The sequence below is a fragment of the Mumia spirodelae genome, assembly GCF_050632745.1.
Lineage (GTDB): Bacteria > Actinomycetota > Actinomycetes > Propionibacteriales > Nocardioidaceae > Mumia.
In genome coordinates this window covers 366,634-388,588 of sequence record NZ_JBODSD010000002.1, presented here as the reverse complement: position 1 = coordinate 388,588, position 21,955 = coordinate 366,634, and the positions used below count along the sequence as shown (strand labels likewise).

The window sequence follows — 21,955 nt, the reverse complement described above, 5'->3', positions numbered from 1 at the left end:
CATGTGACCCTTGCCACACGCGTCTATCCCTGTCTATCCTACGTAAGCGCTTACGAAAGCGCTTACGGCGGCTCCGGGACACGCGGACCTCAAATCGTAGGAGTGTCATGTCGACCAAGACAACGAGCATCATCAGGATCGGCGCCCTGCTCGGCGCTGCCACCCTCGCCCTCAGCGCCTGCGGCGGGTCGGACTCCGACGGCGGCGACGAGGACGGCCCGATCACGATCGGCGTCTCGCTCCCGCTGACGGGAGACTTCGCCGAGCCGGGCAAGGGCGTCCAGCGCGGGTACGAGGCCTGGGCGGCCGACGTCAACGAGGCCGGCGGCCTCCTGGGACGCAAGGTCGAGCTGAAGATCCTCGACGACCAGTCGAACGCCGACCGCGTCGTCGCCGACTACGAGTCGCTGATCGCGCAGGACGAGGTCGACCTCGTCTTCGGCCCGTTCTCGACCCGCCTGGTCGTCCCCGCGGCACGCGTCGCCGACGAGTACGGCATGTTGTTCGTCGAGCCCGCCGGCGCGGCGCCCGAGGTGTTCGAGCAGGGCTTCGACAACCTCTTCTACGCCGCTCCCGCGGTCGCGAACGACCACTACAACTACCTGGCCGAGTGGATCGTGGCGCTGCCCGAGGACCAGCGGCCGAAGACGGCGGCGTACGCGGCGATGGACGACCCCTTCGCGATGGGGACGGCGTACGGCCTCAAGGAGAAGATGGAGGCGGCCGGCATCGAGACGGTCGTCGACGAGAAGTACCCGCCGAACACCACGGACTTCAGCAGCATCGCGGCCAAGATCGAGAGCTCGAACGCCGACATGGTCGTGGGCGGCACGCAGTACCAGGACGCGGTCAACCTGATCGTGGCGCTGCAGCAGCTGGACTACCAGCCCAAGCTGGCGGCGTTCTCGACCGCGCCGACCAACCCCGAGTTCCCGGAGGCGATCGGCGACAAGACCGAGGGCATCCTCTCGCCCACCGGCTACACCGAGAAGGCCGACGTCCCCACCAACAAGGAGTTCGTCGAGAGCTACACCAAGCGCAACGGCACCGCGCCCGGCGAGGACGAGGCCAACGCGTACACGACCGGCCAGGTCGTCGCCGCCGCCGTCGAGGCGGTCGGTTGCGCCGAGCAGGGCGACTGCCAGCAGGAGCTCATCGACTGGCTGCGCGACAACGAGGTCGACACGGTCGTCGGCCCGCTCACGTGGGACGACGCGGGCCGTCCGGAGGGCGCCCACATGATCCAGCAGTACGTGAACGGCGAGATCCAGATCGTCCTCCCCGAGGACGTCAAGGAAGCCGACATCATCTACCCGAAGCCGGCCTGGTGACGCGCTGATGGATGGCTCCCTGATCTTCCAGAGCCTGGTGCTCGGTGTGCTGCTGGGAGGGCTCTACGCCCTCCTGGCGGCCGGGCTCACGCTCTACTTCGGGATCATGCGGGTGGTGATGATCGCGCACTCCGCGTTCCTCATCCTCGCCGCGTACCTCGCGTGGTGGTTCCACCGCGAGACCGGCATCGACCCGCTGCTCTCGCTGATCGTCACCGTGCCGCTGTTCTTCGCGGTCGGCGTGCTGATGCAGCGGCTGCTGGTGGCCCGGCTCCGGCCGGTCACGCTGACGATGATGTCGGTGCTGCTGACGTTCGCGATCGCGCTCACCATCGAGGGCATGCTCGGGTTCGTCTTCTCGGGCACGCAGCGCCGTATCCAGCTCGGCTACTCCGGCGCGAGCCTCGAGCTCTTCGGGGCGCACATCGCGGTGGTCAAGCTGATCACGTTCGTCCTCGCGGCGGGCTCGCTCGCGGCGCTGTACGGGATCATGAAGTACACGCGGTTCGGCCAGTCGCTGCGCGCGACGATCCAGCACAAGGAGGCCGCGCAGCTGGTCGGCATCAAGACGGACCGGGTCGCGGGCTACGGCTTCGGGCTCGGTCTGGCCACCGCGGCGATCGGCGGCACCGCGCTGTCGCTCGACGCGACCATCTACCCGTCGTTGCACTGGCACTGGATCGGCCCGCTGATGGCGATCATCGTCGTGGGCGGCCTGGGGAGCATCCCCGGTGCCGCGATCGCGGCGATGGTCCTCGGCATCGGCCAGAGCCTGCTGCAGATCCCGATGGGGACGACGTGGGCGCAGACCATCTTCTACGTGGCGCTGTTCGCCACGTTGATGCTGCGGCCGCAGGGATTCTTCGGAGGTCGCCTTGCCCAGCGTTTCTAAGGTCCTCGTGGCGAAGGTGGTGGTGTTCGCCGCGTGCGCGGCCGCACTGCTCACCTTCCCCGGCTGGGCCGCCAACCCCTACATCCTCTCGGCCGGCATCGTGGTGCTCAGCTACGCGGTGCTCTCCACCTCGTGGAACTTCGTCGGCGGGTTCACCGGCTACATCTCGCTCGGTCACGCGGCCTTCTTCGGTCTCGGGGCGTACGGGACGGCGCTGCTGATCACCCGGCTCGAGCTCCCGAGCTTCGTCGCCTGGGCGCTCGCGGGCATCGGGGTCGCGCTGTTCGCGATCCCGGTCGGCTGGGCGGCACTGCGGGTGCGCGGCGCGTCGTTCGTGATCGTGTCGATCGCGCTGGTCCTGATCCTGCTGCTGGTGTTCCAGAGCTGGAGCGGGCTGACCGGCGGCTCGAACGGCCTCGTGGTGCCGCGTCCGTTCCCGGACATGCTGCGCCCCGAGCACCACGAGACGTTCTTCTACCTCTTCGCGGCGCTCCTCGCGGTGACGCTGCTGGCGTGGTGGGCGATCGACCGCTCCCGCTTCGGGATGGGCCTCAAGGCGATCCGCGAGGACGAGGACAAGGCGGAGGCGCTCGGCGTCCCGACGTACGCCTACAAGCTCGTCGTGTACGTCGTGTCCGCGTTCTTCACCGCCCTCGGTGGCGGCATGTACGCGCTGTGGTTCGGCGACCTGGACCCGGTGTTCCAGTTCTCGATCCTCATCGGCTCCTACATGGTGCTGATGGCGCTGCTCGGCGGCGTCCGGCAGCTGTACGGGCCGCTGCTCGGCGCGCTCATCGTCGGCAGCGCGCTGGAGTACTTCAAGCTCGAGTTCGGCGACACGCAGTTCCACCTCGTGGCCACCGGCCTCCTCCTCGGCGTCGTCGTCCTCTTCATGCCCGACGGCATCATCCCGGCCGGCATGAAGCTGGTCGACCGGTTCACCCCCGAGCGCAGCTCGATCAGGGAGATGACCGCTGCCGAGCTGCTCGAGCGCGACCAGGGCGAGCAGGGCGCGAAGCGCGACGAGGCGGGCCGGCACGCGGCGACGCCCACGACCCGAGAGAAGGCGAAGCGATGACCACCACCGCTGCCCCTCCCCGCGAGAGCCTCGCCACGGTCTCGCTGAGCAAGGCCTTCGGAGGCGTCAAGGCGGTCGACGACGCGACCGTGACGTTCCACGACGGCAAGGTGAACGCGCTGATCGGCCCGAACGGCTCCGGCAAGACGACGTTCTTCAACTGCGTCACCGGGATGATCCGCCCCGACTCCGGCACGGTCACCTACCGCGGCAACGACGTCACCCGGCGATCGCCGCACCGGATCGCGCGGGCGGGGATCGGGCGCAGCTTCCAGCTGTGCCGGGTCTTCCCCCGGATGACGGTCCTCGAGAACGTGCTGGTCGCCCACCGCACGGACGGGATCCGCTCGCTGCTCAAGGGCGCCCGTGACAAGGACGAGATCGACCGAGCGCGGCACTGGCTGCGCCGCGTCGGCATCGACCACCTCGAGCGCTCGGAGGCGGCCGACATCTCGTACGGCCAGCAGAAGCTGCTCGAGCTGGCGGGCGTCCTGATGGCCGAGCCGGACCTGATCATGCTCGACGAGCCCGCCGGCGGTGTGAACCCGGCGCTGATCGGGCGGATCGGCACCCTCATCCGCGAGCTCAACGCGGAGGGCCGGACGTTCGTCGTCGTCGAGCACAACATGGAGATGGTGATGAGCCTGAGCGACCACGTCGTCGTCTTCGACCGCGGACGGCCGATCGCCGAGGGACCGCCCTCGCAGGTCCAGTCCGATCCTCGAGTGCTGGAGGCGTATCTCGGTGTCTGACTACTTGCTGGAGCTCAACGACATCGAGGCCGGGTACGGGCGCGCGGCGCTCGTGCTGCGCGGCCTCACCGTGAAGGTCCCCGCCGGCTCGGTGGTCTGCCTGGTCGGACCCAACGGCGCGGGCAAGTCGACCGTCCTCAAGGTCGCGAGCGGCCTGCTGACGCCACGCTCGGGCTCGATCATGGTCGACGGCGAGGACGTCACCGGCCAGGGGCCGCAGGCGATGCTCGCCTCGGGCCTCGCGCACGTCCTGCAGGGCCACAGCGTCTTCCGCGAGATGACGGTCGAGGAGAACGTCATGCTCGGCGCGTTCACCGTGCGCGACAAGGCGAAGGTCGCCGAGCGGGTGGACTTCGTCCGGTCGCTCTTCCCGATCGTGGGGGAGCGGTGGAAGCAGCTCGCCGGCCTGCTCTCCGGCGGCCAGCAGAAGCAGGTCGAGTTCGCGCGCTCGCTCATGGTGAGCCCGAAGGTGGTGCTGCTCGACGAGCCGTCGATGGGGCTCGACCCCAAGACGACCGCCACCGTCTTCGACCAGGTCGTGCGGATGCGCGACGCCGGCATCGCGGTGCTGCTCGTCGAGCAGAACGCCCGGCGCGCCCTCGAGACCGCCGACGTGGGCTGCGTGCTCGACCTCGGACGCGTCCACATCTCGGGTCCCGCGCCCGAGCTCCTCGCCGATCCGCAGCTCGGTGCGCTCTACCTCGGTGGGCGTCCGTCGGAGCCTGCGCAGACCGCCTCTACCAAGAACGGGTGACTTCCATGGCACAGCAGAACGTCCGGATCGTCATGAACGGCGTCACCGGCCGGATGGGGTACCGCCAGCACCTGCTCCGCTCGATCCTCGCGATCCGCGACGCCGGGGGCGTGGCGCTTCCCGACGGGGACCGTCTCCAGGTCGAGCCGGTGATCGTCGGCCGCAACGCCGACAAGCTCGCCGAGCTCGCGGCGCGGCACGACATCGCCGAGTGGACGGTCGACGTCGACGAGGCGCTGGCCGACGACAGCGCGCCGATCTACTTCGACGCGCTGGTGACCTCGGAGCGCAAGAAGTCCCTGCTCAAGGCGATCGCGGCGGGCAAGGCGATCTACACGGAGAAGCCGATCGCCGAGACGGTCGGGGAGGGCATCGAGATCGCCCGCGCCGCCGACGCTGCCGGCGTCCTCAACGGGGTCGTGCACGACAAGCTCTACCTGCCCGGTCTGCTCAAGCTGCGCCGGCTGGTCGACGCCGGCTACTTCGGGCGGATCCTGTCGGTGCGCGGCGAGTTCGGCTACTGGGTCTTCGAGGGCGACCTCATCCCCGCGCAGCGGCCCAGCTGGAACTACCGCGCCCAGGACGGCGGCGGCATGGTCCTCGACATGTATTGCCACTGGAACTACGTGCTCGAGAACATCCTCGGACGCGTCGAGACGGTGACGACCCGCGCCGTCACCCACATCCCGAAGCGCTGGGACGAGAAGGGCGAGGCCTACGAGGCGACCGCGGACGACGCGGCGTACGGCATCTTCGAGCTCGAGGGCGGCATCGTCGCCCAGATCAACTCCTCGTGGGCCGTGCGGGTCAACCGCGACGAGCTCGTCGAGTTCCAGGTGGACGGTACGGAGGGCTCCGCGGTCGCGGGGCTGTTCGGGTGCAAGGTCCAGTCGCGGGTGCAGACGCCGAAGCCGGTGTGGAACCCCGACCTCCCCACCGACCAGGTCTTCCGCGACCAGTGGGCCGAGGTGCCCGACAACGCCGACTTCGGCAACGGCTTCCGGGCGCAGTGGGAGGAGTTCCTCCTCGACTGGCACGCCGGCCGTCCGCACCGTCACGACCTCTGGTCCGGCGTGCGGGGGCTGCAGCTCGTCGACGCAGCGCTGGAGTCGTCGCGGGAGGGACGCACCGTCGCGATCGAGGAGATCGCGTGACGACGACGCGGGGAACGGTGGCGGTCCCGCGGGCGGACGGCACTTGGCAGGGTGTGGAGCTGCGCGCGCCGCGCGCGTGGGCCGAGCACCCCACGCCGTACCAGAGCCGTGCGGTCTTCGCCGCCGCCCACGTCGTCGCGGACCCGTTCGGCGAGAACGTCCCGGGTGCTCCCGCGGCGGTCGACTGGGAGTCCACGCTCGCGTTCCGGCGCCACCTCTTCCGCTACGGGATGGGCGTCGCGGAGGCGATGGACACCGCGCAGCGCAACATGGGTCTCGACTGGCCGGCGGTCGTCGAGCTGGTCACCCGCAGCGCGGAGCAGGCGCGTGCGGCGGGCGCGCGGATCGCCTCCGGCGCCGGCACCGACCACCGCACCGGGCTGCGCACCCTCGCCGAGGTCACCGACGCCTACCTGGAGCAGGTCGCGGCGATCGAGGGTGCCGGGTCGCAGGTGATCGTGATGGCGTCGCGGCACCTCGCGGCGCTGGCACGCACCCCGGAGGACTACCTGGCGGTGTACGACACGGTGCTGCGGCAGGTGAGCGAGCCCGTGATCCTGCACTGGCTGGGCGAGGCGTTCGACCCGCAGCTCGCGGGCTACTGGGGCTCGCCCGACGTGGACGAGGCGACGGCGACGTTCCTCCAGCTCGTCGGCGACCACGCCGACCGGGTGGACGGCGTGAAGGTGTCGCTGCTGTCGGCCGAGCACGAGGTCGGCCTGCGGGCGGCGCTGCCCGCAGGCGTACGCCTCTACACCGGCGACGACTTCCACTACCCCGAGCTGATCAGGGGCGACGGCACGCACCACTCCGACGCGCTCCTCGGCGCGTTCGCCGCGGTCGCCCCCGCGGCGTCGGCCGCGCTGCGCGCGCTCGACGACGGCGACCTGGCGACGTACGACGAGGAGATGGCGCCCACCCTGGCGCTGTCGCGGCACGTGTTCAGCGCGCCGACGTACTACTACAAGACAGGGATCGCCTTCCTCGCGTGGCTGTCGGGCCACCAGCCCGGCTTCACGATGGTGTCCGGTCTGCAGTCGGCCCGCAGCGTCGTCCACCTCGCCGAGGTCTTCGCCCTCGCGAACGAGGCGCGGCTGCTGCCCGACCCCGACCTGGCCGCCCACCGGCTCGGTCTCCTGCTCGAGACGGCGGGAGCACGTCCGTGACGGCGGTGCTCGACGTCCCCAGCGGCGACGCGGCGCGGCTCGACACCCCGGCCGCCGGCGACCCGCGGCTCGCCCGGCTCTCGCTCAACCAGCGCACGACCGCGCAGTGGTCGCTGCGCGAGGCGCTCGACGGCGCCCGCGCCGCGGGGCTCACCGCGGTCGGGCTCTGGCGCGAGCCGGTCGCCGAGGTCGGCCTCGACACCGCCGCGCGCTGGGTCGCCGACAGCGGGCTGCGGGTCTCGTCGCTGTGCCGCGGCGGCTTCTTCACCGCGGAGGACCCCGACGCCCGCGAGGCCGCGCACGCCGACAACCTGGCCGCGATCGACGAGGCGGCCACGCTCGGCGCGCCGACCCTGGTCCTCGTGCCCGGCGGCCTCCCGGAGGGGAGCAAGGACCTCGCCGGGGCGCGGGAGCGGGCGGCGGAGGCGATCGCGAGACTCGCGCCGTACGCGGGGGAGCGCGGGGTGCGGCTCGGGATCGAGCCGATGAACCCGATCTTCGCCGCCGACCGCGGCGTGGTCTCCTCGCTGCGCCAGGCTCTCGACATCGCCGAGCAGCACCCGGCCGACCAGGTGGGTGTCGTCGTCGACACCTACCACCTGTGGTGGGAACCGGGCGTGGTCGAGCAGATCGCGCGGGCGGGCGAGCGCATCGTGTCGTACCAGGTCTGCGACTGGATCCTCCCGATCCCCGCCGACAACCTGCTCGGGCGCGGGATGATGGGCGACGGGCACGTCGACTTCGCCGCGTTCACCCGAGCGGTCGCGGCGACCGGGTACGCCGGCGACGTGGAGGTGGAGATCTTCAACGCCGCCGTGTGGGCGGCACCGGGAGGGGACGTGGTGGCCACGATGGCGCGTCGGTACGTCGAGCTCGTCGAGCCGTACCTGTGACGCGGGTCCTCGTCGCGCCGGACAAGTTCAAGGGGTCGCTCGACGCTGCCGGGGTCGCCGCGGCGCTGGCGCGCGGTCTTCGTACGGCGGGTGCGGAGGCGGTCGAGCTGCCGGTCGCCGACGGGGGCGACGGGACGGTGGCCGCCGCCCTCGCGGCAGGCTGGCACGCGGTCCGGGTCACCGTCGCCGGGCCCACGGGGTCACCGGTGGAGACCACGATCGCCCGCCGCGGCGACGACGCCGTGGTCGAGATGGCCGACGCCTGCGGGCTGGTCCGGCTCGACGGCACCCTCGCCCCGATGACCGCCACGTCGCGCGGCCTCGGGGAGGCGGTGGCGGCGGCGGTCGCCGACGGCGCGACCCGCGTCGTCGTCGGCATCGGCGGGAGCGCGTCGACCGACGGCGGCACGGGCATGCTCCGGGCGCTCGGCGCGGGCGTGCTCGACGCGGCCGGGGCGCCGGTCGCCGACGGAGGAGCGGGGCTCGGCGCCGTCGCCGCGCTCGACCTGGCCGGGCTGCGCCTCGACGGCGTGACGCTGGTGGTCGCGTGCGACGTCGACAACCCGCTCACCGGGCCGCACGGCGCCGCCGCGGTCTACGCGCCGCAGAAGGGCGCCGGTCCGGCGCAGGTCGAGGAGCTCGACCACGGTCTCACCAGGTGGGCGGACGTCGTCGCCTCCACGACCGGGCACGACCTGCGCGACGCCGCGGGCGCGGGGGCGGCGGGCGGCGTCGGCTTCGCGGCGCTCGCCGTTCTGGGCGCGACGATGCGGTCGGGTGCGGACCTCGTGCTCGACCTCGTCGGCCTCGACGACGCGCTCGACGCCGCGGACCTCGTCGTGACGGGAGAGGGGTCGTTCGACGAGCAGACGCTGCGCGGCAAGGCCCCCGCCGTCGTGGCGTCGCGCGCCGCCCGGCACGGCGTCCCCGTCGTCATGGTCTGCGGCCGCACGACGCTGTCGGAGGGGCAGGCCCGGGAGGCGGGATTCGTCGCGGTGCACGCCCTCGCGACGCTCGAGCCCGACCCCGCCCGGTGCATGGCCGACGCGCCCGCGCTGCTCGAACGTGTCGGAAGCTCAGCCGTGGCGACGCTGGTGCTCTAGATTCGAGCCGTGGACGAGGGAGTCGAGGGCTCAGGCCCGGACGGCGGCCCTGCCGACTCCGAGCGGCCGGGGAGCTCGCCCGCGCCCCTGCTCGACCTCGCGATCGGCACGGTGGACCTCGCCGTCACGCTCGGCGCACGCGGATTCGGGATCGCCCGCGCGGTGCTGGGTCCGGCGACGGTCGCGATCGCCCGCCGCGTCGCGTACCCCCCGCTCGTCCCGCGCGACCGCGCTCCCGGCACGCTGGTGGGGCACCTCGTCGCCCGAGGCGCACGACGCCGGCAGGAGACCGAGGAGGTCGCGGTCCGCACGGCGCGGCTCACCGTCCCCGTCGTCACCGATGCGGTCCTCGACCAGATCGACCTCACGTCCCTGGTGATCGCGCGCGTCGACGTCGCGACGATCGTGTCGTTCGTGCTGGACCAGCTCGACCTGACCGCGCTGGTCACGAAGCGGGTCGCGCTCGGCGAGGTCGTGGAGGCCGCGCTCGACGACCTCGACCTGACCGACGTGGTCATCGACCGGGTCGACCTGCACCGCGTCGTGATGCAGGTCCTCGACGGGCTCGACCTGACCGAGCTGGTCCGCGAGCGCGTCGACCTCGACGCGCTGGCCAACCAGGTCATCGACGACGTCGACCTGCCCGAGATCATCCGCGACTCCTCGAGCGGCGTGGCCGCAGACCTCGTGGTCGAGGCGCGCTCCGGGGCGGCCACCGCCGACGAGGCCGTCGCCCGCGCGGTCGACCGCGTGCTCGTCTGGCGCCGCAACCGCGAGAGGGGCGAGCGATGAGCGTCGCGCACAGCCATCCGGTCGGCCCCGGCGCCGACCTGCAGGGAAAGCCCGCCGGCGTGGTGACGCGGACGATCGCCGGCGGGATCGACTACGCCCTCGCGGGGCTGGCCGTGGCCAGCACGTACGGGGGGATCGCCGCGCTGACCTTCCTGTACAACCCGGTGAGCTGGCACTGGCCACGGTGGCCGTTCATCGTCCTGCTGGCGCTCGGAGCGGTGTACCTCGGCGGCTACCTCACCGCCTGCTGGGCGACCAGCGGCAAGACCCTCGGCGGTCAGGTCATGGGGACGCGGGTGCTCAGCCACAGCGGCCGGCGGGTCCGGCTGTGGCGTGCCGTGCTGCGAGCCGTGGTGGTCGTCGTCTTCCCGATCGGGCTCTTCTGGTCGGCCGTCGACGGGAGGTCCCGCTCGGTGCAGGACCTCGTGACCGCGACGAAGGTCGTCTACTCGTGGCGCACGGAGGTCACCGGTCGGTGACCCCCGGGCGCGCTCAGGCGCCCGCCGCGAACTTCGCGCGGCCCTCCTCGGACTCCACCCGCAGCGCGGCGACGACGGCCTTGGCGATCTCGGGCTCGACCTTGCGCCCGATGAGCGGGATCTTGACCTTCAGGTCGCCGTCGACGACGAGCTCCGAGCCCGTGGCCGTGGCGCGGATGGCGGTCGTCCCGTCCATCGAGGCGGGCTGGCCCTTGATCGTCAGCCGGACCGTGCCGGTGCGCGAGCCGTCGGCGGCGGGCGGTCCCCAGTCCTCGACCTGACGGACCTCGACCGTCTCGCCGGTGAGCTTCTTGATGAAGTCCGGCATCTCGGCGGGCATCGTCCGGTCGATCTGGATCCGGACGCGGTCTCCCTGCTCGTCGACGGTGACCTCGTACGCGATCGCGTGGATCTTCTCGCACACCTCGGCGCGGAACTCGTCGTCGCGGATGATCGCGAAGACCTGCTCGGGGGTGGCCTCGGGGTAGTCGGCGGTCTCGTGCAACCTCATCCCGACATCATGGCAGGAGGCGGTCCGAAGGTGGGCAAGTAGTGTGCAGAGAGTCACAACGATGTGCACCCGAAGGAGTCCGATCTTGTCCGTGGAGGAAGGCGAGCTGTCCGCCGACGTCACCGACGCGCTGGTGGAGGCGTACTACCAGCACGTGCCGTCGGACGAGCGGGAGGAGCGGTCGCCGGACGCGTTGCGCGGCGCCGTCCTCAGCCATGCCGAGCTGGCTCGTGTGCGCGAGCCCCGACAGACGTTGCTGCGGGTCTGGGAACCCACCGTCGAGGTCGACGGGTGGGATGCGAGAGGGCACCTGGTCCTCCAGGTGGTGACCGACGACCGGGCGTTCCTGGTCGACTCCACCGCCGGCTTCCTGACCACAGGGGGCTACGGCGTCGACTGGCTGGTCCACCCCCAGCTCGACGTCGTGCGCGACGAGGACGGTGAGCTGGTGTCGGCGCGGGTCGCCGGGTCCGGGGACGGCAACGGCGCCGTCCGCGAGTCCTGGATGTACTTCGAGATCGACCGCAGCGACCTGCCGGACGCGGCCGAGGCGATCGTCGCCGGGGTCCGCAGGGTCCTGCACGACGTGGAGCTGGCCAACGACGACTGGGCTCCCATGCGCTCGCGCGCGCTCGAGATCGTCGCCGAGCTTCGGTCCGACCCGCCGGAGGGGATCTCCTCCGACGAGGCGGCGGAGGCGGCCCAGCTCCTGGCCTGGCTGGCCGACGACAACTTCACGTTCCTCGGCTACCGCGAGTACGACCTCGAGGGCGAGGTGGGCGACGAGCGTCTGCGGTCGGTGCCGACCAGCGGGCTCGGCATCCTGCGTCGCGAGCGCAGCGACACGGCGTCGCTCAACCAGCTGCCTCCGCGCTCGCGCGCGCGTGCGCGGGAGAAGACGGTGCTGGTCATCACCAAGGCCAACTCGCGCTCGACGGTCCACCGCAACAGCTACCTCGACTACATCGGCATCAAGACGTTCGACGCCGCGGGCGAGGTGGTGGGGGAGCGGCGCTTCCTCGGGCTGCTCGCCTCCTCGGCCTACACCGGCAGCATCACCCGCATCCCGATCCTCGACCGCAAGGTCGAGCAGGTCATCTCGACCCTCGGGTACGACGCGGAGAGCCACGCCGCGAAGGAGATCCTCGACCTGCTCGAGACCTACCCGCGCGACGAGCTGTTCCAGATCCCCGTCGACGGGCTCAGCGAGATCGCCGAGGCGCTGATCCACCTGCAGGAGCGCCGGCACGTCCAGCTCTTCGTCCGCCGAGACCCGTACGACCGGTTCCTGTCGTGCCTGGTCTACCTGCCGCGCGACCGCTACACGACCGCGGTGCGCCTGACGATCGAGGAGATGGTCGCCGAGCGCGTCGGCGGCGAGCCGATGATCGACTACGGCGTCTGGGTGAGCGAGTCGCAGCTGGCCCGGGTCCACCTCGTCGTACGCCCGCGGCCCGGGGAGGAGCTCGGCACCGTGGAGCCCGCGGAGCTCCAGACGGAGGTCGCCGAGGCCGTGCGGTCGTGGGGGGACGCCCTCGGCGAGGCGGTCGACGTCCGCTTCGGCAAGGCGAGCACCACGTCGGTCCTCGCCGGCTTCCGCGACGCGTTCCCCGCGGCGTACAAGGAGGACGTCCCCGCGGCTGACGCGGTCGACGACGTGCTCGCCGCCCGGGAGCTGCTCGACGGTGACGAGCGCGTCGGCCTGACCGTCGAGCCCGACCCCTCCACCGACGACCCGCACGCGCTCCGGCTGCGGCTCTACACCCGCGAGCCCGCGGCGCTCACCGACGTGCTGCCGGTGTTCGCCTCGCACGGCGTCGACATCATCGACGAGCGGCCGTACCGTCTCGCGACACCGAAGCCGGTCTGGGTCTACTGGTTCCACGCGCGCTCACGCACGGTCGCCGACGCCGTCGGCCGGCAGCGCCTCACCGACGCCTTCGTCGCGTGCTGGGACGACCGTGCGGAGGTCGACGGGTTCAACCGGCTCGTGCTCGCCGCCGAGCTCGACTGGCGGCAGGTCGTCGTCCTGCGGGCGTACGCGCGCTACCTGCAGCAGGCCGGGACGCCGTTCAGCCTGGAGTCCCTGCAGAACGTGCTCATGGCCGAGACCGACGTGGTCCGCCGCGTCGTCGACCTCTTCGAGACGCGCTTCGACCCGCGGATCGCCGACGGCGACCGCGAACGCCTGACCGAGGAGGTCGAGGACGACCTGCGCAAGCGCCTCGAGGCCGTCGAGGGGCTCGACGCCGACCGCGTCCTGCGGTCGTACCGGACGCTGGTGCGGGCCACGGCGCGCACGAGCTACTACCAGCGCGACGACGAGGGCCAGCCACGGTCGTACGTGTCGTTCAAGCTCGCGCCGCGCGACATCCCCGACCTCCCGGAGCCGAGGCCCGCGCACGAGATCTTCTGCTACTCGCCCCGCGTCGAGGGCGTGCACCTGCGCTTCGGTGCGGTCGCCCGCGGTGGGCTGCGCTGGTCGGACCGCCGCGACGACTTCCGGACCGAGATCCTCGGGCTCGTCAAGGCGCAGATGGTCAAGAACGCCGTCATCGTCCCGGTCGGGGCCAAGGGCGGCTTCTACTGCAAGCGGCTGCCCGACCCCAGCGACCGCGAGGCCTGGATGGCCGAGGGCGTCGCCTGCTACAAGACGTTCATCTCCTCGATGCTCGACCTGACCGACAACCGGGTCGGCGACGAGGCGGTGCCGCCGCCGGACGTGGTGCGCCACGACGGGGACGACACCTACCTGGTGGTCGCTGCGGACAAGGGCACGGCGACGTTCTCCGACATCGCCAACCAGATCGCGACCGACTACGGCTACTGGCTCGGTGACGCGTTCGCCTCCGGCGGGTCGGCGGGCTACGACCACAAGGCGATGGGCATCACGGCCCGCGGTGCGTGGGTGTCGGTCCAGCGCCACTTCCGCGAGCTCGGCGTCGACTGCCAGCGCGAGGACTTCACCTGCGTCGGCATCGGCGACATGTCCGGCGACGTCTTCGGCAACGGCATGCTGCTGTCGGAGCACACGCGGCTGGTCGCGGCGTTCGACCACCGGCACATCTTCGTCGACCCCAGTCCCGACGCGGCTCGGGCGTTCGTCGAGCGGCAGCGGCTGTTCGCGATGCCGCGCTCGAGCTGGGCCGACTACGACCAGGAGCTCATCTCCGAGGGCGGTGGCGTCTTCCCGCGGTCGGCGAAGTCGGTGCCGGTGAGCCCGCAGATGCGCGAGGCGCTGGGGATCGAGGAGGAGGTCTCCAGCATGAGCCCGCCGGAGCTGCTGCGCGCGATCCTCCTGGCGCCGGTGGACCTGCTGTGGAACGGCGGCATCGGGACGTACGTGAAGGCGTCGACGGAGTCCCACGCCGACGCCGGCGACAAGGCCAACAACGCCATCCGGGTCAACGGCGACCAGCTGCGCTGCAGGTGCGTCGGCGAGGGAGGCAACCTCGGGCTGACCCAGCGGGGGCGCATCGAGTACGCGCTGGCCGGTGGTCGGATCAACACCGACTTCATCGACAACTCCGCCGGCGTCGACACCAGCGACCACGAGGTCAACATCAAGATCCTCCTGAACCGGGCCGTCGCACGTGGCGAGCTCCCGTCCGGGGAGCGCGACGCGCTGCTGGCCTCGATGACCGACGAGGTCGCACGGCTGGTGCTCGACGACAACTACGAGCAGAACCAGTCGCTGGCCGGGTCGGTCGACGCAGCGGTGAGCCTGCTCCACGCGCACGCGAGCTGGATGACCCGGCTCGAGCGGGCGGGCTACCTGGACCGGGCGATCGAGTACCTGCCCAACGAGAAGCAGGTCGCCGAGCGCCGTGCGCAGGGCGTGGGGCTCACCGCTCCCGAGCTCGCGGTGCTGCTCGCGTACACCAAGATCGTGCTCGAGGCGGAGCTCCTGAAGTCCGACATCGCGGACGACCCGTACTACCGGGTCCACCTCTTCCGCTACTTCCCGACGCCGTTGCGCCAGCGGTTCCGGCCCGACATGGCCGACCACCCGCTGCGCCGCGAGATCGTGGTCACGGCGATCGTCAACGAGATGGTGAACCGGGGCGGGATCTCGTACTTCCACCGGCTGTCCGGGGAGACCGGGGTCTCGGCCGACGAGCTGGCGCGCGCCCGATCGATCGCGGCGGAGATCTGCGGTGAGGGTGCACTGCTGGAGCGGGTGGCCGAGCTCGACAACCAGGTGCCCGCCGACATCCAGGAGCGGATGCGCGGCACGCTTCAGGCCCTGGTCGAGCGGATGTCGCGCTGGCTGGTGAACCACCGCAGGTTCACCGACGTCGAAGGCAGCGTCGAGTACTTCGGCACGACCGTGCAGCACCTGCTGCGCGACCTCCCGGAACTGATGGTCGGCCGTGAGCGCGCTGCCTGGCACGAGCGGGCCGACGAGCTGGAGAAGGCCGGGGTGGCGCCGCAGGACGCGGAGATCTTCGCCGTGCTCGGCCCCGCGTACGGCGCGATCGAGATGGCCGACATCGCACTCTCGACGGGGATCCCGGCGGCCACGGTCGCGCAGGTCTTCGGTGAGCTCGGCGAGCAGCTCGGTCTGGACCGGCTGGCGCACCGCATCCAGGCGCTCCCGCGCGACGACCGCTGGCGCTCGATGGCGCGCGCCGCGCTGCGCGACGACCTGATGGGCGTCCAGGGACAGCTCGTCCGCAAGGTCCTCGCGACGACCGACGACGCGCAGACGCCGCACGAGCGGGTGCGCTCCTGGGGCGAGTCTGAGGCGCTGGTGCTGGAGCGGGCCGAGGAGACCCTCGAGGAGATCTGGAGCGAGGACACCCCCGATCTCGCGCGGCTGTCGGTCGGCCTGCGGGTCGTCCGAACGCTCCTGGCCTGAGTCGATGACGCGGGGCCGGCCCGCCCATCCGGCGGGCCGGCCTTGACCCTTGCCACACGCTATGGTTCATTAGTCTACTAATGAACTAGCGAAGCGGGAGCAGACGATGGGCATGAAGGTCGAGGCGCACGACCTCGTGATGACCTACGGCGATGTGCGGGCCGTGGACGGGATCAGCTTCACCGTGGAGCCGGGGGAGTTCTTCGGGCTCCTCGGCCCCAACGGGGCCGGCAAGACCACGACGCTGGAGATCCTCGAGGGCCTCCGCCGTCCCGACTCGGGCCGGGCGTCCGTCGACGGCGTCGATCCCGGCCGACGCGATCCGCGGCTCCTCCGCAGGATCGGCGTCCAGCTCCAGGCGTCGGCGTTCTTCGAGAAGCTCACGGCCCGGGAGCAGCTCGACACCTTCGGCTCGCTCTACGGGGCGCCGCGCGAGCGGACCGACGCCCTGCTGGAGACGGTGGGCCTGACCGAGCACGCGGGCATCCTCGCTGACAAGCTCTCGGGCGGCCAGCGACAGCGCCTCTCGATCGCCTGCGCGCTCGTGAACGACCCCGATCTCGTGTTCCTCGACGAGCCGACCGCGGCGCTCGACCCGCAGGCGCGGCGCAACCTGTGGGACGTGCTCGCCCGGCTCAACGAGTCCGGCCGCACGGTCGTGCTCACCACCCACTACATGGAAGAGGCCGAGACCCTCTGCGACCGGGTCGCCATCGTCGACCGTGGCCGCGTCCTGGCGATCGACTCGCCGGCCGCGCTGGTCCGCGGGCTCGACCGTCCGGTGCAGATCAGCCTGGCCCCCGGCACGCTCGACGCGGCCCAGGCGCGGGCGCTGCCCGGTGCGGAGGCGGTCGACGTGGACGAGGTGGCGGTCCGGGTCTCCACCCGCAACCCCGCCCCGGTGCTCACCGCCCTCGCCGAGCGTGACGCCCTCGACGGGCTGTCCGTACGAGGCGCCACCCTCGAGGACGTCTTCCTCGACCTGACCGGACGGGAGTACCGCGCATGAGCGCGCCGACCGAGACCGCGCGCCGCGAGGAGGCCGCAGGGGCCAACGCCCGGACGCGTCCGTTCCGCAGCCTGTCCGCGGCGATGGCCAAGGGCTTCCTGCGCGACCGGATGGCCCTCTTCTGGGCCGTGGTGTTCCCGCTGATGTTCCTGTTCCTGTTCGGCGGCCTGCTCGCCGACACCGGGACGCCACGCAGCGACGTCATCCAGGTCGGGGCGGTCCCGCTGCTCGACGACCCGGACCCGGCGACCGAGGCGACGATCGAGGAGACCCTGGACATCACGACGTCCGACGACCAGGACGCCGCGGTCGCCGAGGTCCGCAAGGGCGACGCCGACGCCGCGGTCGCGATGGACGGCGACACCCTGGTCGTCTGGTACTCCGCCGCCGACCAGGTCAGCGCCGGCATCGTCCAGGGCACGTTCAACGGCATCGTCCAGTCCGCGAACGCCGCCGCGTCCGGCCAGCCACCGACGTACACGATGCAGCCGCAGCAGGTCGAGGACGAGTCGCTCAGCGCGATCCAGTTCTTCACGCCGTCGCTGCTGGGATGGGCGATCGCCATGGGGGCCACGTTCGGGGCCGCGGCCAACCTCGTGCTCTGGCGCCGCAACGGGCTGCTCCGGCGGCTGCGGCTCGCGCCGGTCGCGACGTCCTCGGTGGTCGGCGCGCGCGTCGTCACGGCGCTGATGCTGGCGGGGATCCAGATGGCGGTGTTCCTGGTGCCGGCGGTCGCGTTCATGGGCCTCGAGCTCACGGGCTGGTGGTGGTTGTCCGTGCCGCTGCTCGCCGCCGCCACGCTCGCGTTCCTCGCGCTCGGCCTGCTGGTCGGTTCCTTCAGCAAGACCGAGGAGGGGGCGACCGGCGCGGCGAACTTCGTGATCCTGCCGATGGCGTTCCTGTCGGGCTCGTTCTTCCCGCTCGACGCGGCACCGCCGTGGATCGTCGCCCTGTCCCGCGTCCTGCCGTTGCGCTGGGTCAACGAGGGCATGCTCGACGTCATGGTCCGCGGCGAGGGTCCTTCGGCGATCGTGCTGCCGATCCTCGCGCTGCTCGCGTTCGCCGCGGTGGTGACCGCGATCGCGACGAAGCTGTTCCGGTGGGAGCAGGCCTGAGCGGCGCCCGCTCCCCGCCCGGTCAGCGCGGCTGATCGGGCGGGTTCTCGCCTCCGCGGGGGCGCAGCGGGAAGACCTGTGCACCGCCGGAGTCGTCACGGGCGCCCGGAGGGTCGAGGAAGCTCGGGTGCGCCGGTCCCTGGGTCGGGTCGTACGCGATGTCGTACGCCGTCGGCACCCCGGGGTTGCGGATCTCGCGGGACCGGCGCGCGCGGCGGCGGGCGAGCGCGTCGCCGTCGTCGTCGGACGGCTCCTGCGGTGGTACGGCGCGGGGCGCGGGATCGACGAGCGGGTGCTCCTCGGGCTCGGCGAGCGCCGCCGCGCTCGCGGGCCCGCCGAACGTGTCGAACCGGATCGCGGGGTACTCGGCCGTCGGCAGCTCGTCCTCGTCGCGCCCCTGCGGCGCCGTCGTGAACGGACCGGGGGTGGAGGGTCCCGACGGGAAGGGGCCGGGGGCGAACGGCATCGGCTCCGGAGCGGCGGGCGGATCCGCGGCGAAGGGCGCGGCGAACGCGCTGGGCCCGGGCTCAGGCTCGTCGACGAAGGCGGGGAGGTCCCACTGGGTCTCCTCCTGCGCCCGTGCGAGCCGGTACGCCGCCTCGACGTCGGCGATGCCCGCGAGCGGGTTGGTGCGCGGGAACGGGTCGTTCGGGTGCATCGAGAAGCCCTGCGGACGCGGGGGCTCCGGGTCCTGCTCGACGGGAGCCTGGTCGGCCTCCGTGGGCGGCGTCGGCTCCGGCTCGGGGGTGGGCACGGGTGGCGGCGCCGGGGCGGGTGCTGGGTCCGCTGTGGCGGCCGCCGGGGGGACGTACGGCTCGTCGTCGGGACCCCTGACCGGGACGTTCGCGCGTCGACGGCCCCCGACCGGGCGTGAGCGCTCCTCGGGGAACACGAACGACTCCGGCTCGTCGTCCGACGTCGCCGGTGCGACGTCGTCCGGCTGCTGCTCGTCGCGCGAGGGCTCCGCCTCGGCCACCGGCTGCGCGGGCTCGGCCGCAGGCTCAGGCTCCGGTGCCGCCTCCGGCGCGGCCTCCGGCTCGGGCTCGGCAGCTCGCTCGGCTGCCGACTGCGCCACGGTCTCGGTCTCGGGCTCGGTCTCGGGCTCGTCGTCCGCCGCCGCCGTGGTCGGGGCCGAGCCGGCCCACGGCTCCTCGCTGTCGTCGGACCCCTCGGACCGGTCGGCGCGGGGCTCGTCCGCGACGGTGAACGGCTCGACGGCGTCCTGCTCGACCACCACGTTGGTCTCGACGTCGTCGACGATCTCCGGCTCGCGCGCGTCCTCGGACGAAGGCTCCTCGGCGGCGGGCTCCTCGGCGGCCTCCTCGGCCGGTGGCGTCGCGGTCTGCGGCTCGTCGGTGCCTGCCGTCACCGTGCCCTGCACGTCGGCGTCCGCCTCCGCCTCGACCGGCTCGGCGTCCTGCGCGCCCTCGTCGACCGGCTCAGCCTGCGCGGCAACGTCGGCACCCGGCTCGGCCGGCGCCTCCGCCGGCTCGTGCGCCCGCGGCGCCTCCGCCGGCTCCTCCTGCGGCTCCGGCTCGACCCCCGCGTCCTGCTCGGCCTCCGGCTCGACGGGCGCTGCGTCCTCCACCGGCAGGTCGTCGACGATCACGTCGGCCGAGGCGTGCTGCGCCTGTGCGGCCAGCCGCTCGGCCTCCTCCGCCACCCGCTCGGCCTCGGCGGAGGCACGTGCCGCGAGCGCGGCCACGAGCTCGTCCTCGTCCGGGCGCAGCAGCTCGAGGCGACGCTCGACCTCCGACCGCAGGGCGGGATCGACCGACTCGGTGAACCGGCCGTCGAGGTACGACGGAGCCTCGAGCGTCGAGGACTGGCGCTCGTCCTCGCGCAGGAGCTTCTCCTCGAAGGTCCGCAGCTCGGTGTCGGGATCCAGCACCTGGGCGGTCTCCGGGTCGAGGATGCGGCCGTCCTCGGGCTCGAGGTGCCCGATCTGGTGCGCCCGGCGCTCGTCGAGCAGCGCGAGGCGGTCCTTGGCGAGGTCGAGCTGCTCGCGCAGCGTGTCCACGTACGACGCGAGCGCCGCCACCACCCCGGCAGCATCGGCGACGGCCCGCTCCGTGGTCAGCTGCCGCTCCAGGGCCGTACGGGCGAGGTCGTCGAAGACCGCCGCGCCGCTCATGTTGCCCTCGATCCGCAGCTCCGCGGCGTGGTACGCGGCGGTGGCCGCGTGGATGCCCCAGTCGTCGGCCGTCTGCTGGTCCTCAGCCCGGTCGTGCTCGGTGAGCCGCTTGGCCGCCAGCGCGGCCGCCAACGCGTCCTCGGCCTCGGCGAGCGTGGTCGCGAACGCGCGCCCGAGGGCGAGGAACAGTGCCTCGGGATCGGCGGAGTCGTCGATCAGCGTCTGGACGTCGGCCTGCGCGAGTGCGGTGACGCGGCCGAGGACGGACTGCTTCTCAGCCATGCTGCTCCCTCGAAATGTTGGGGTCCTCCGATGAGCCGGTGGGAACTCCGACTATCTCGCAATCAGCTCGGGGTCACGTGCGTGGGGTCGAGGACGCGGCGGAGGAACTCCTTCGTCCGGGCCTCCTTGGGGTTGCCGATGACCTCGTGCGGGTCACCCTGCTCGACGATGACCCCGCCGTCCATGAAGACGACCCGGTCGGCGACCTCGCGGGCGAACGCCATCTCGTGGGTGACGACGAGCATCGTCATGCCCTCCTCGGCGAGCTTGCGCATGACGGTCAGGACCTCGCCGACGAGCTCGGGGTCGAGGGCCGACGTCGGCTCGTCGAACAGCATGAGGTTCGGCTCCATCGACAGCGCGCGGGCGATGGCGACGCGCTGCTGCTGCCCGCCGGAGAGCTTCGCCGGGTAGGCGTCGTGCTTGTCGGTCAGGCCCACGCGGTCGAGGTTCTCCTCGGCGATCCGCCGGGCCTCCTTCTTGTCCCGCTTGAGGACCGTCCGCTGCGCGAGCATGCAGTTGCTCAGCGCCGTGTGGTGCGGGAAGAGGTTGAAGCTCTGGAACACCATGCCGATGTGGCGGCGGGCCGCGTCGATGTTGCCGTCGGGGTCCGTGAGGTCCTCGCCGGCGACCAGGACGGTGCCGCTCGACGGCTCCTCGAGGAGGTTCACGCAGCGCAGCAGGGTCGACTTGCCCGAGCCCGAGGGCCCGATCACGCACACCACCTCGCCCTGGCCGACGGTGAAGTCGATGCCCCGCAGGACGTGGTTGTCGCCGAACGACTTGTGCAGGTCCTTGATCTCGACGAGCGTCTCGGGCATCAGCGAGCCTTCCCGGCAGAGGCTTCCATCCTGCGCACGATGACGGAGAGCGGGAGCGTGATGATCAGGTACGCCACGCCGGCCACGACCAGGGGCGTCATGTTGGCGTACTGGACGGACAGGTCGCGTCCGTACTTCGTGAGCTCGGCCTGGGTGGCGGCGAGCCCGATGATGTAGACGAGCGACGAGTCCTTGACCAGGAGGATGAGCTCGTTGGTCAGCGGCGGCAGCATCGTCCGGAAGGCCTGCGGCAGCACGACCTTGCGCATGGCCTGCCCGGAGGACATCCCGAGCGAGCGCGCCGCCTCGGTCTGGCCCTTGTGGACCGCCTGGATGCCGCCGCGGATCGTCTCGGCCATGTAGGCGCTCGCGACGATGCCGAGCGCGAGCCACACCGTGCCGTACGGGTCGAGCGGGATGCGCAGCGTCGGGAACGCCAGCGGCAGCAGCGAGAACATCAGGAAGACGATCAGCGCCGGCAGGCCGCGGAAGAACTCGATGTAGGCGGTGGCGATCCACCGGTACGGACCCACCTCGGAGAGCCGCATGATCGCCAGGATCGTCCCGACCACGAGGCCGAAGACGAAGGCGCCGGCGGTGTAGACGATGGTGTTGACCAGCGCCCGCCCGAGACCCTGCGTGACGGCGGTCTTGATCAGCTCGGGCCGGAAGAAGACGTCACCGATCTGCTGCCAGTCGGCGGCGAAGATCGCGATCACGACGACGGCGATCAGGACGGCGTACTGGACGACCCGGATCCGCTGAGCCCGCTTGCGCGGGCTCAGCGGACGTCGAGCCGCCACCTTCGTGGGGGTGCTCATCGCTCTC

The 21,955-nt window shown here is 72.0% G+C and carries 18 protein-coding genes; 14 read left to right on the top strand and 4 right to left on the bottom strand.

Annotation, left to right across the window (positions count from 1 at the left end):
• The first annotated feature begins 107 nt into the window (after positions 1 to 107).
• Genes ACQSSQ_RS11470 through ACQSSQ_RS11420 form a run of 11 tightly spaced genes read left to right on the top strand, consistent with a single transcriptional unit; the run spans position 108 to position 10,394 of the window.
• On the top strand, positions 108 to 1,331 hold the full coding sequence (locus ACQSSQ_RS11470; protein WP_431327211.1) for an amino acid ABC transporter substrate-binding protein: 1,224 nt from the start codon (positions 108 to 110) through the stop codon (positions 1,329 to 1,331).
• A 7-nt stretch (positions 1,332 to 1,338) separates the two neighbouring features.
• Complete coding sequence (locus ACQSSQ_RS11465) at positions 1,339 to 2,223, top strand: branched-chain amino acid ABC transporter permease (RefSeq protein WP_431327210.1); 885 nt, start codon at positions 1,339 to 1,341, stop codon at positions 2,221 to 2,223.
• On the top strand, positions 2,207 to 3,301 hold the full coding sequence (locus ACQSSQ_RS11460) for a branched-chain amino acid ABC transporter permease (protein WP_431327209.1): 1,095 nt from the start codon (positions 2,207 to 2,209) through the stop codon (positions 3,299 to 3,301). Before ACQSSQ_RS11465 ends, ACQSSQ_RS11460 begins: the two co-directional genes overlap by 17 nt.
• The gene (locus tag ACQSSQ_RS11455) at positions 3,298 to 4,053 is read left to right on the top strand and encodes an ABC transporter ATP-binding protein (protein ID WP_431327208.1); all 756 of its coding nucleotides are present in this window, start codon (positions 3,298 to 3,300) and stop codon (positions 4,051 to 4,053) included. The genes ACQSSQ_RS11460 and ACQSSQ_RS11455 overlap by 4 nt, the downstream gene beginning before the upstream one ends.
• Positions 4,046 to 4,807 (top strand): ABC transporter ATP-binding protein, encoded by a 762-nt coding sequence (locus ACQSSQ_RS11450; RefSeq protein ID WP_431327207.1) that lies wholly within the window; start codon positions 4,046 to 4,048, stop codon positions 4,805 to 4,807. Before ACQSSQ_RS11455 ends, ACQSSQ_RS11450 begins: the two co-directional genes overlap by 8 nt.
• A 5-nt stretch (positions 4,808 to 4,812) precedes the next feature.
• Positions 4,813 to 5,961 carry a Gfo/Idh/MocA family protein gene (locus ACQSSQ_RS11445; RefSeq protein WP_431327987.1) on the top strand — a complete coding sequence of 383 codons (1,149 nt, stop codon included), beginning with the start codon at positions 4,813 to 4,815 and terminating at the stop codon, positions 5,959 to 5,961.
• A complete protein-coding gene (locus ACQSSQ_RS11440) occupies positions 5,958 to 7,127 on the top strand; it encodes a dihydrodipicolinate synthase family protein (RefSeq protein ID WP_431327206.1) in 1,170 nt (389 codons plus the stop codon). Before ACQSSQ_RS11445 ends, ACQSSQ_RS11440 begins: the two co-directional genes overlap by 4 nt.
• Positions 7,124 to 8,020, top strand: a complete 897-nt coding sequence (locus ACQSSQ_RS11435) for a sugar phosphate isomerase/epimerase family protein (RefSeq protein ID WP_431327205.1) — start codon at positions 7,124 to 7,126, stop codon at positions 8,018 to 8,020. The genes ACQSSQ_RS11440 and ACQSSQ_RS11435 overlap by 4 nt, the downstream gene beginning before the upstream one ends.
• A complete protein-coding gene (locus ACQSSQ_RS11430) occupies positions 8,017 to 9,123 on the top strand; it encodes a glycerate kinase (protein WP_431327204.1) in 1,107 nt (368 codons plus the stop codon). The genes ACQSSQ_RS11435 and ACQSSQ_RS11430 overlap by 4 nt, the downstream gene beginning before the upstream one ends.
• A gap of 9 nt (positions 9,124 to 9,132) precedes the next feature.
• Positions 9,133 to 9,915 carry a hypothetical protein gene (locus tag ACQSSQ_RS11425; protein ID WP_431327203.1) on the top strand — a complete coding sequence of 261 codons (783 nt, stop codon included), beginning with the start codon at positions 9,133 to 9,135 and terminating at the stop codon, positions 9,913 to 9,915.
• The gene (locus ACQSSQ_RS11420) at positions 9,912 to 10,394 is read left to right on the top strand and encodes an RDD family protein (RefSeq protein WP_431327202.1); all 483 of its coding nucleotides are present in this window, start codon (positions 9,912 to 9,914) and stop codon (positions 10,392 to 10,394) included. Before ACQSSQ_RS11425 ends, ACQSSQ_RS11420 begins: the two co-directional genes overlap by 4 nt.
• 13 nt (positions 10,395 to 10,407) lie before the next feature.
• Here ACQSSQ_RS11420 and ACQSSQ_RS11415 read toward each other — a convergent pair whose 3' ends face one another.
• Entirely contained in the window at positions 10,408 to 10,905 is a 498-nt protein-coding gene (locus ACQSSQ_RS11415; protein WP_431327201.1) for a DUF2505 domain-containing protein, read from the bottom strand.
• A 91-nt stretch (positions 10,906 to 10,996) separates the two neighbouring features.
• Here ACQSSQ_RS11415 and ACQSSQ_RS11410 point away from each other — a divergent pair, with 91 nt between their 5' ends.
• From ACQSSQ_RS11410 to ACQSSQ_RS11400, 3 genes are all read left to right on the top strand, one after another.
• Positions 10,997 to 15,766 (top strand): NAD-glutamate dehydrogenase, encoded by a 4,770-nt coding sequence (locus ACQSSQ_RS11410; protein ID WP_431327986.1) that lies wholly within the window; start codon positions 10,997 to 10,999, stop codon positions 15,764 to 15,766.
• Between the two features lie 112 nt (positions 15,767 to 15,878).
• Positions 15,879 to 16,775 carry an ABC transporter ATP-binding protein gene (locus ACQSSQ_RS11405; RefSeq protein ID WP_431327200.1) on the top strand — a complete coding sequence of 299 codons (897 nt, stop codon included), beginning with the start codon at positions 15,879 to 15,881 and terminating at the stop codon, positions 16,773 to 16,775.
• Entirely contained in the window at positions 16,772 to 17,890 is a 1,119-nt protein-coding gene (locus ACQSSQ_RS11400) for an ABC transporter permease (RefSeq protein ID WP_431327199.1), read from the top strand. Before ACQSSQ_RS11405 ends, ACQSSQ_RS11400 begins: the two co-directional genes overlap by 4 nt.
• A 22-nt stretch (positions 17,891 to 17,912) precedes the next feature.
• Here ACQSSQ_RS11400 and ACQSSQ_RS11395 read toward each other — a convergent pair whose 3' ends face one another.
• From ACQSSQ_RS11395 to ACQSSQ_RS11385, 3 genes are all read right to left on the bottom strand, one after another.
• A complete protein-coding gene (locus ACQSSQ_RS11395; protein WP_431327198.1) occupies positions 17,913 to 20,306 on the bottom strand; it encodes a hypothetical protein in 2,394 nt (797 codons plus the stop codon).
• A 62-nt stretch (positions 20,307 to 20,368) separates the two neighbouring features.
• Positions 20,369 to 21,127, bottom strand: a complete 759-nt coding sequence (locus ACQSSQ_RS11390; RefSeq protein WP_431327197.1) for an amino acid ABC transporter ATP-binding protein — start codon at positions 21,125 to 21,127, stop codon at positions 20,369 to 20,371.
• The gene (locus tag ACQSSQ_RS11385) at positions 21,127 to 21,948 is read right to left on the bottom strand and encodes an amino acid ABC transporter permease (RefSeq protein ID WP_431327196.1); all 822 of its coding nucleotides are present in this window, start codon (positions 21,946 to 21,948) and stop codon (positions 21,127 to 21,129) included. Before ACQSSQ_RS11385 ends, ACQSSQ_RS11390 begins: the two co-directional genes overlap by 1 nt.
• Positions 21,949 to 21,955 lie beyond the last annotated feature (7 nt).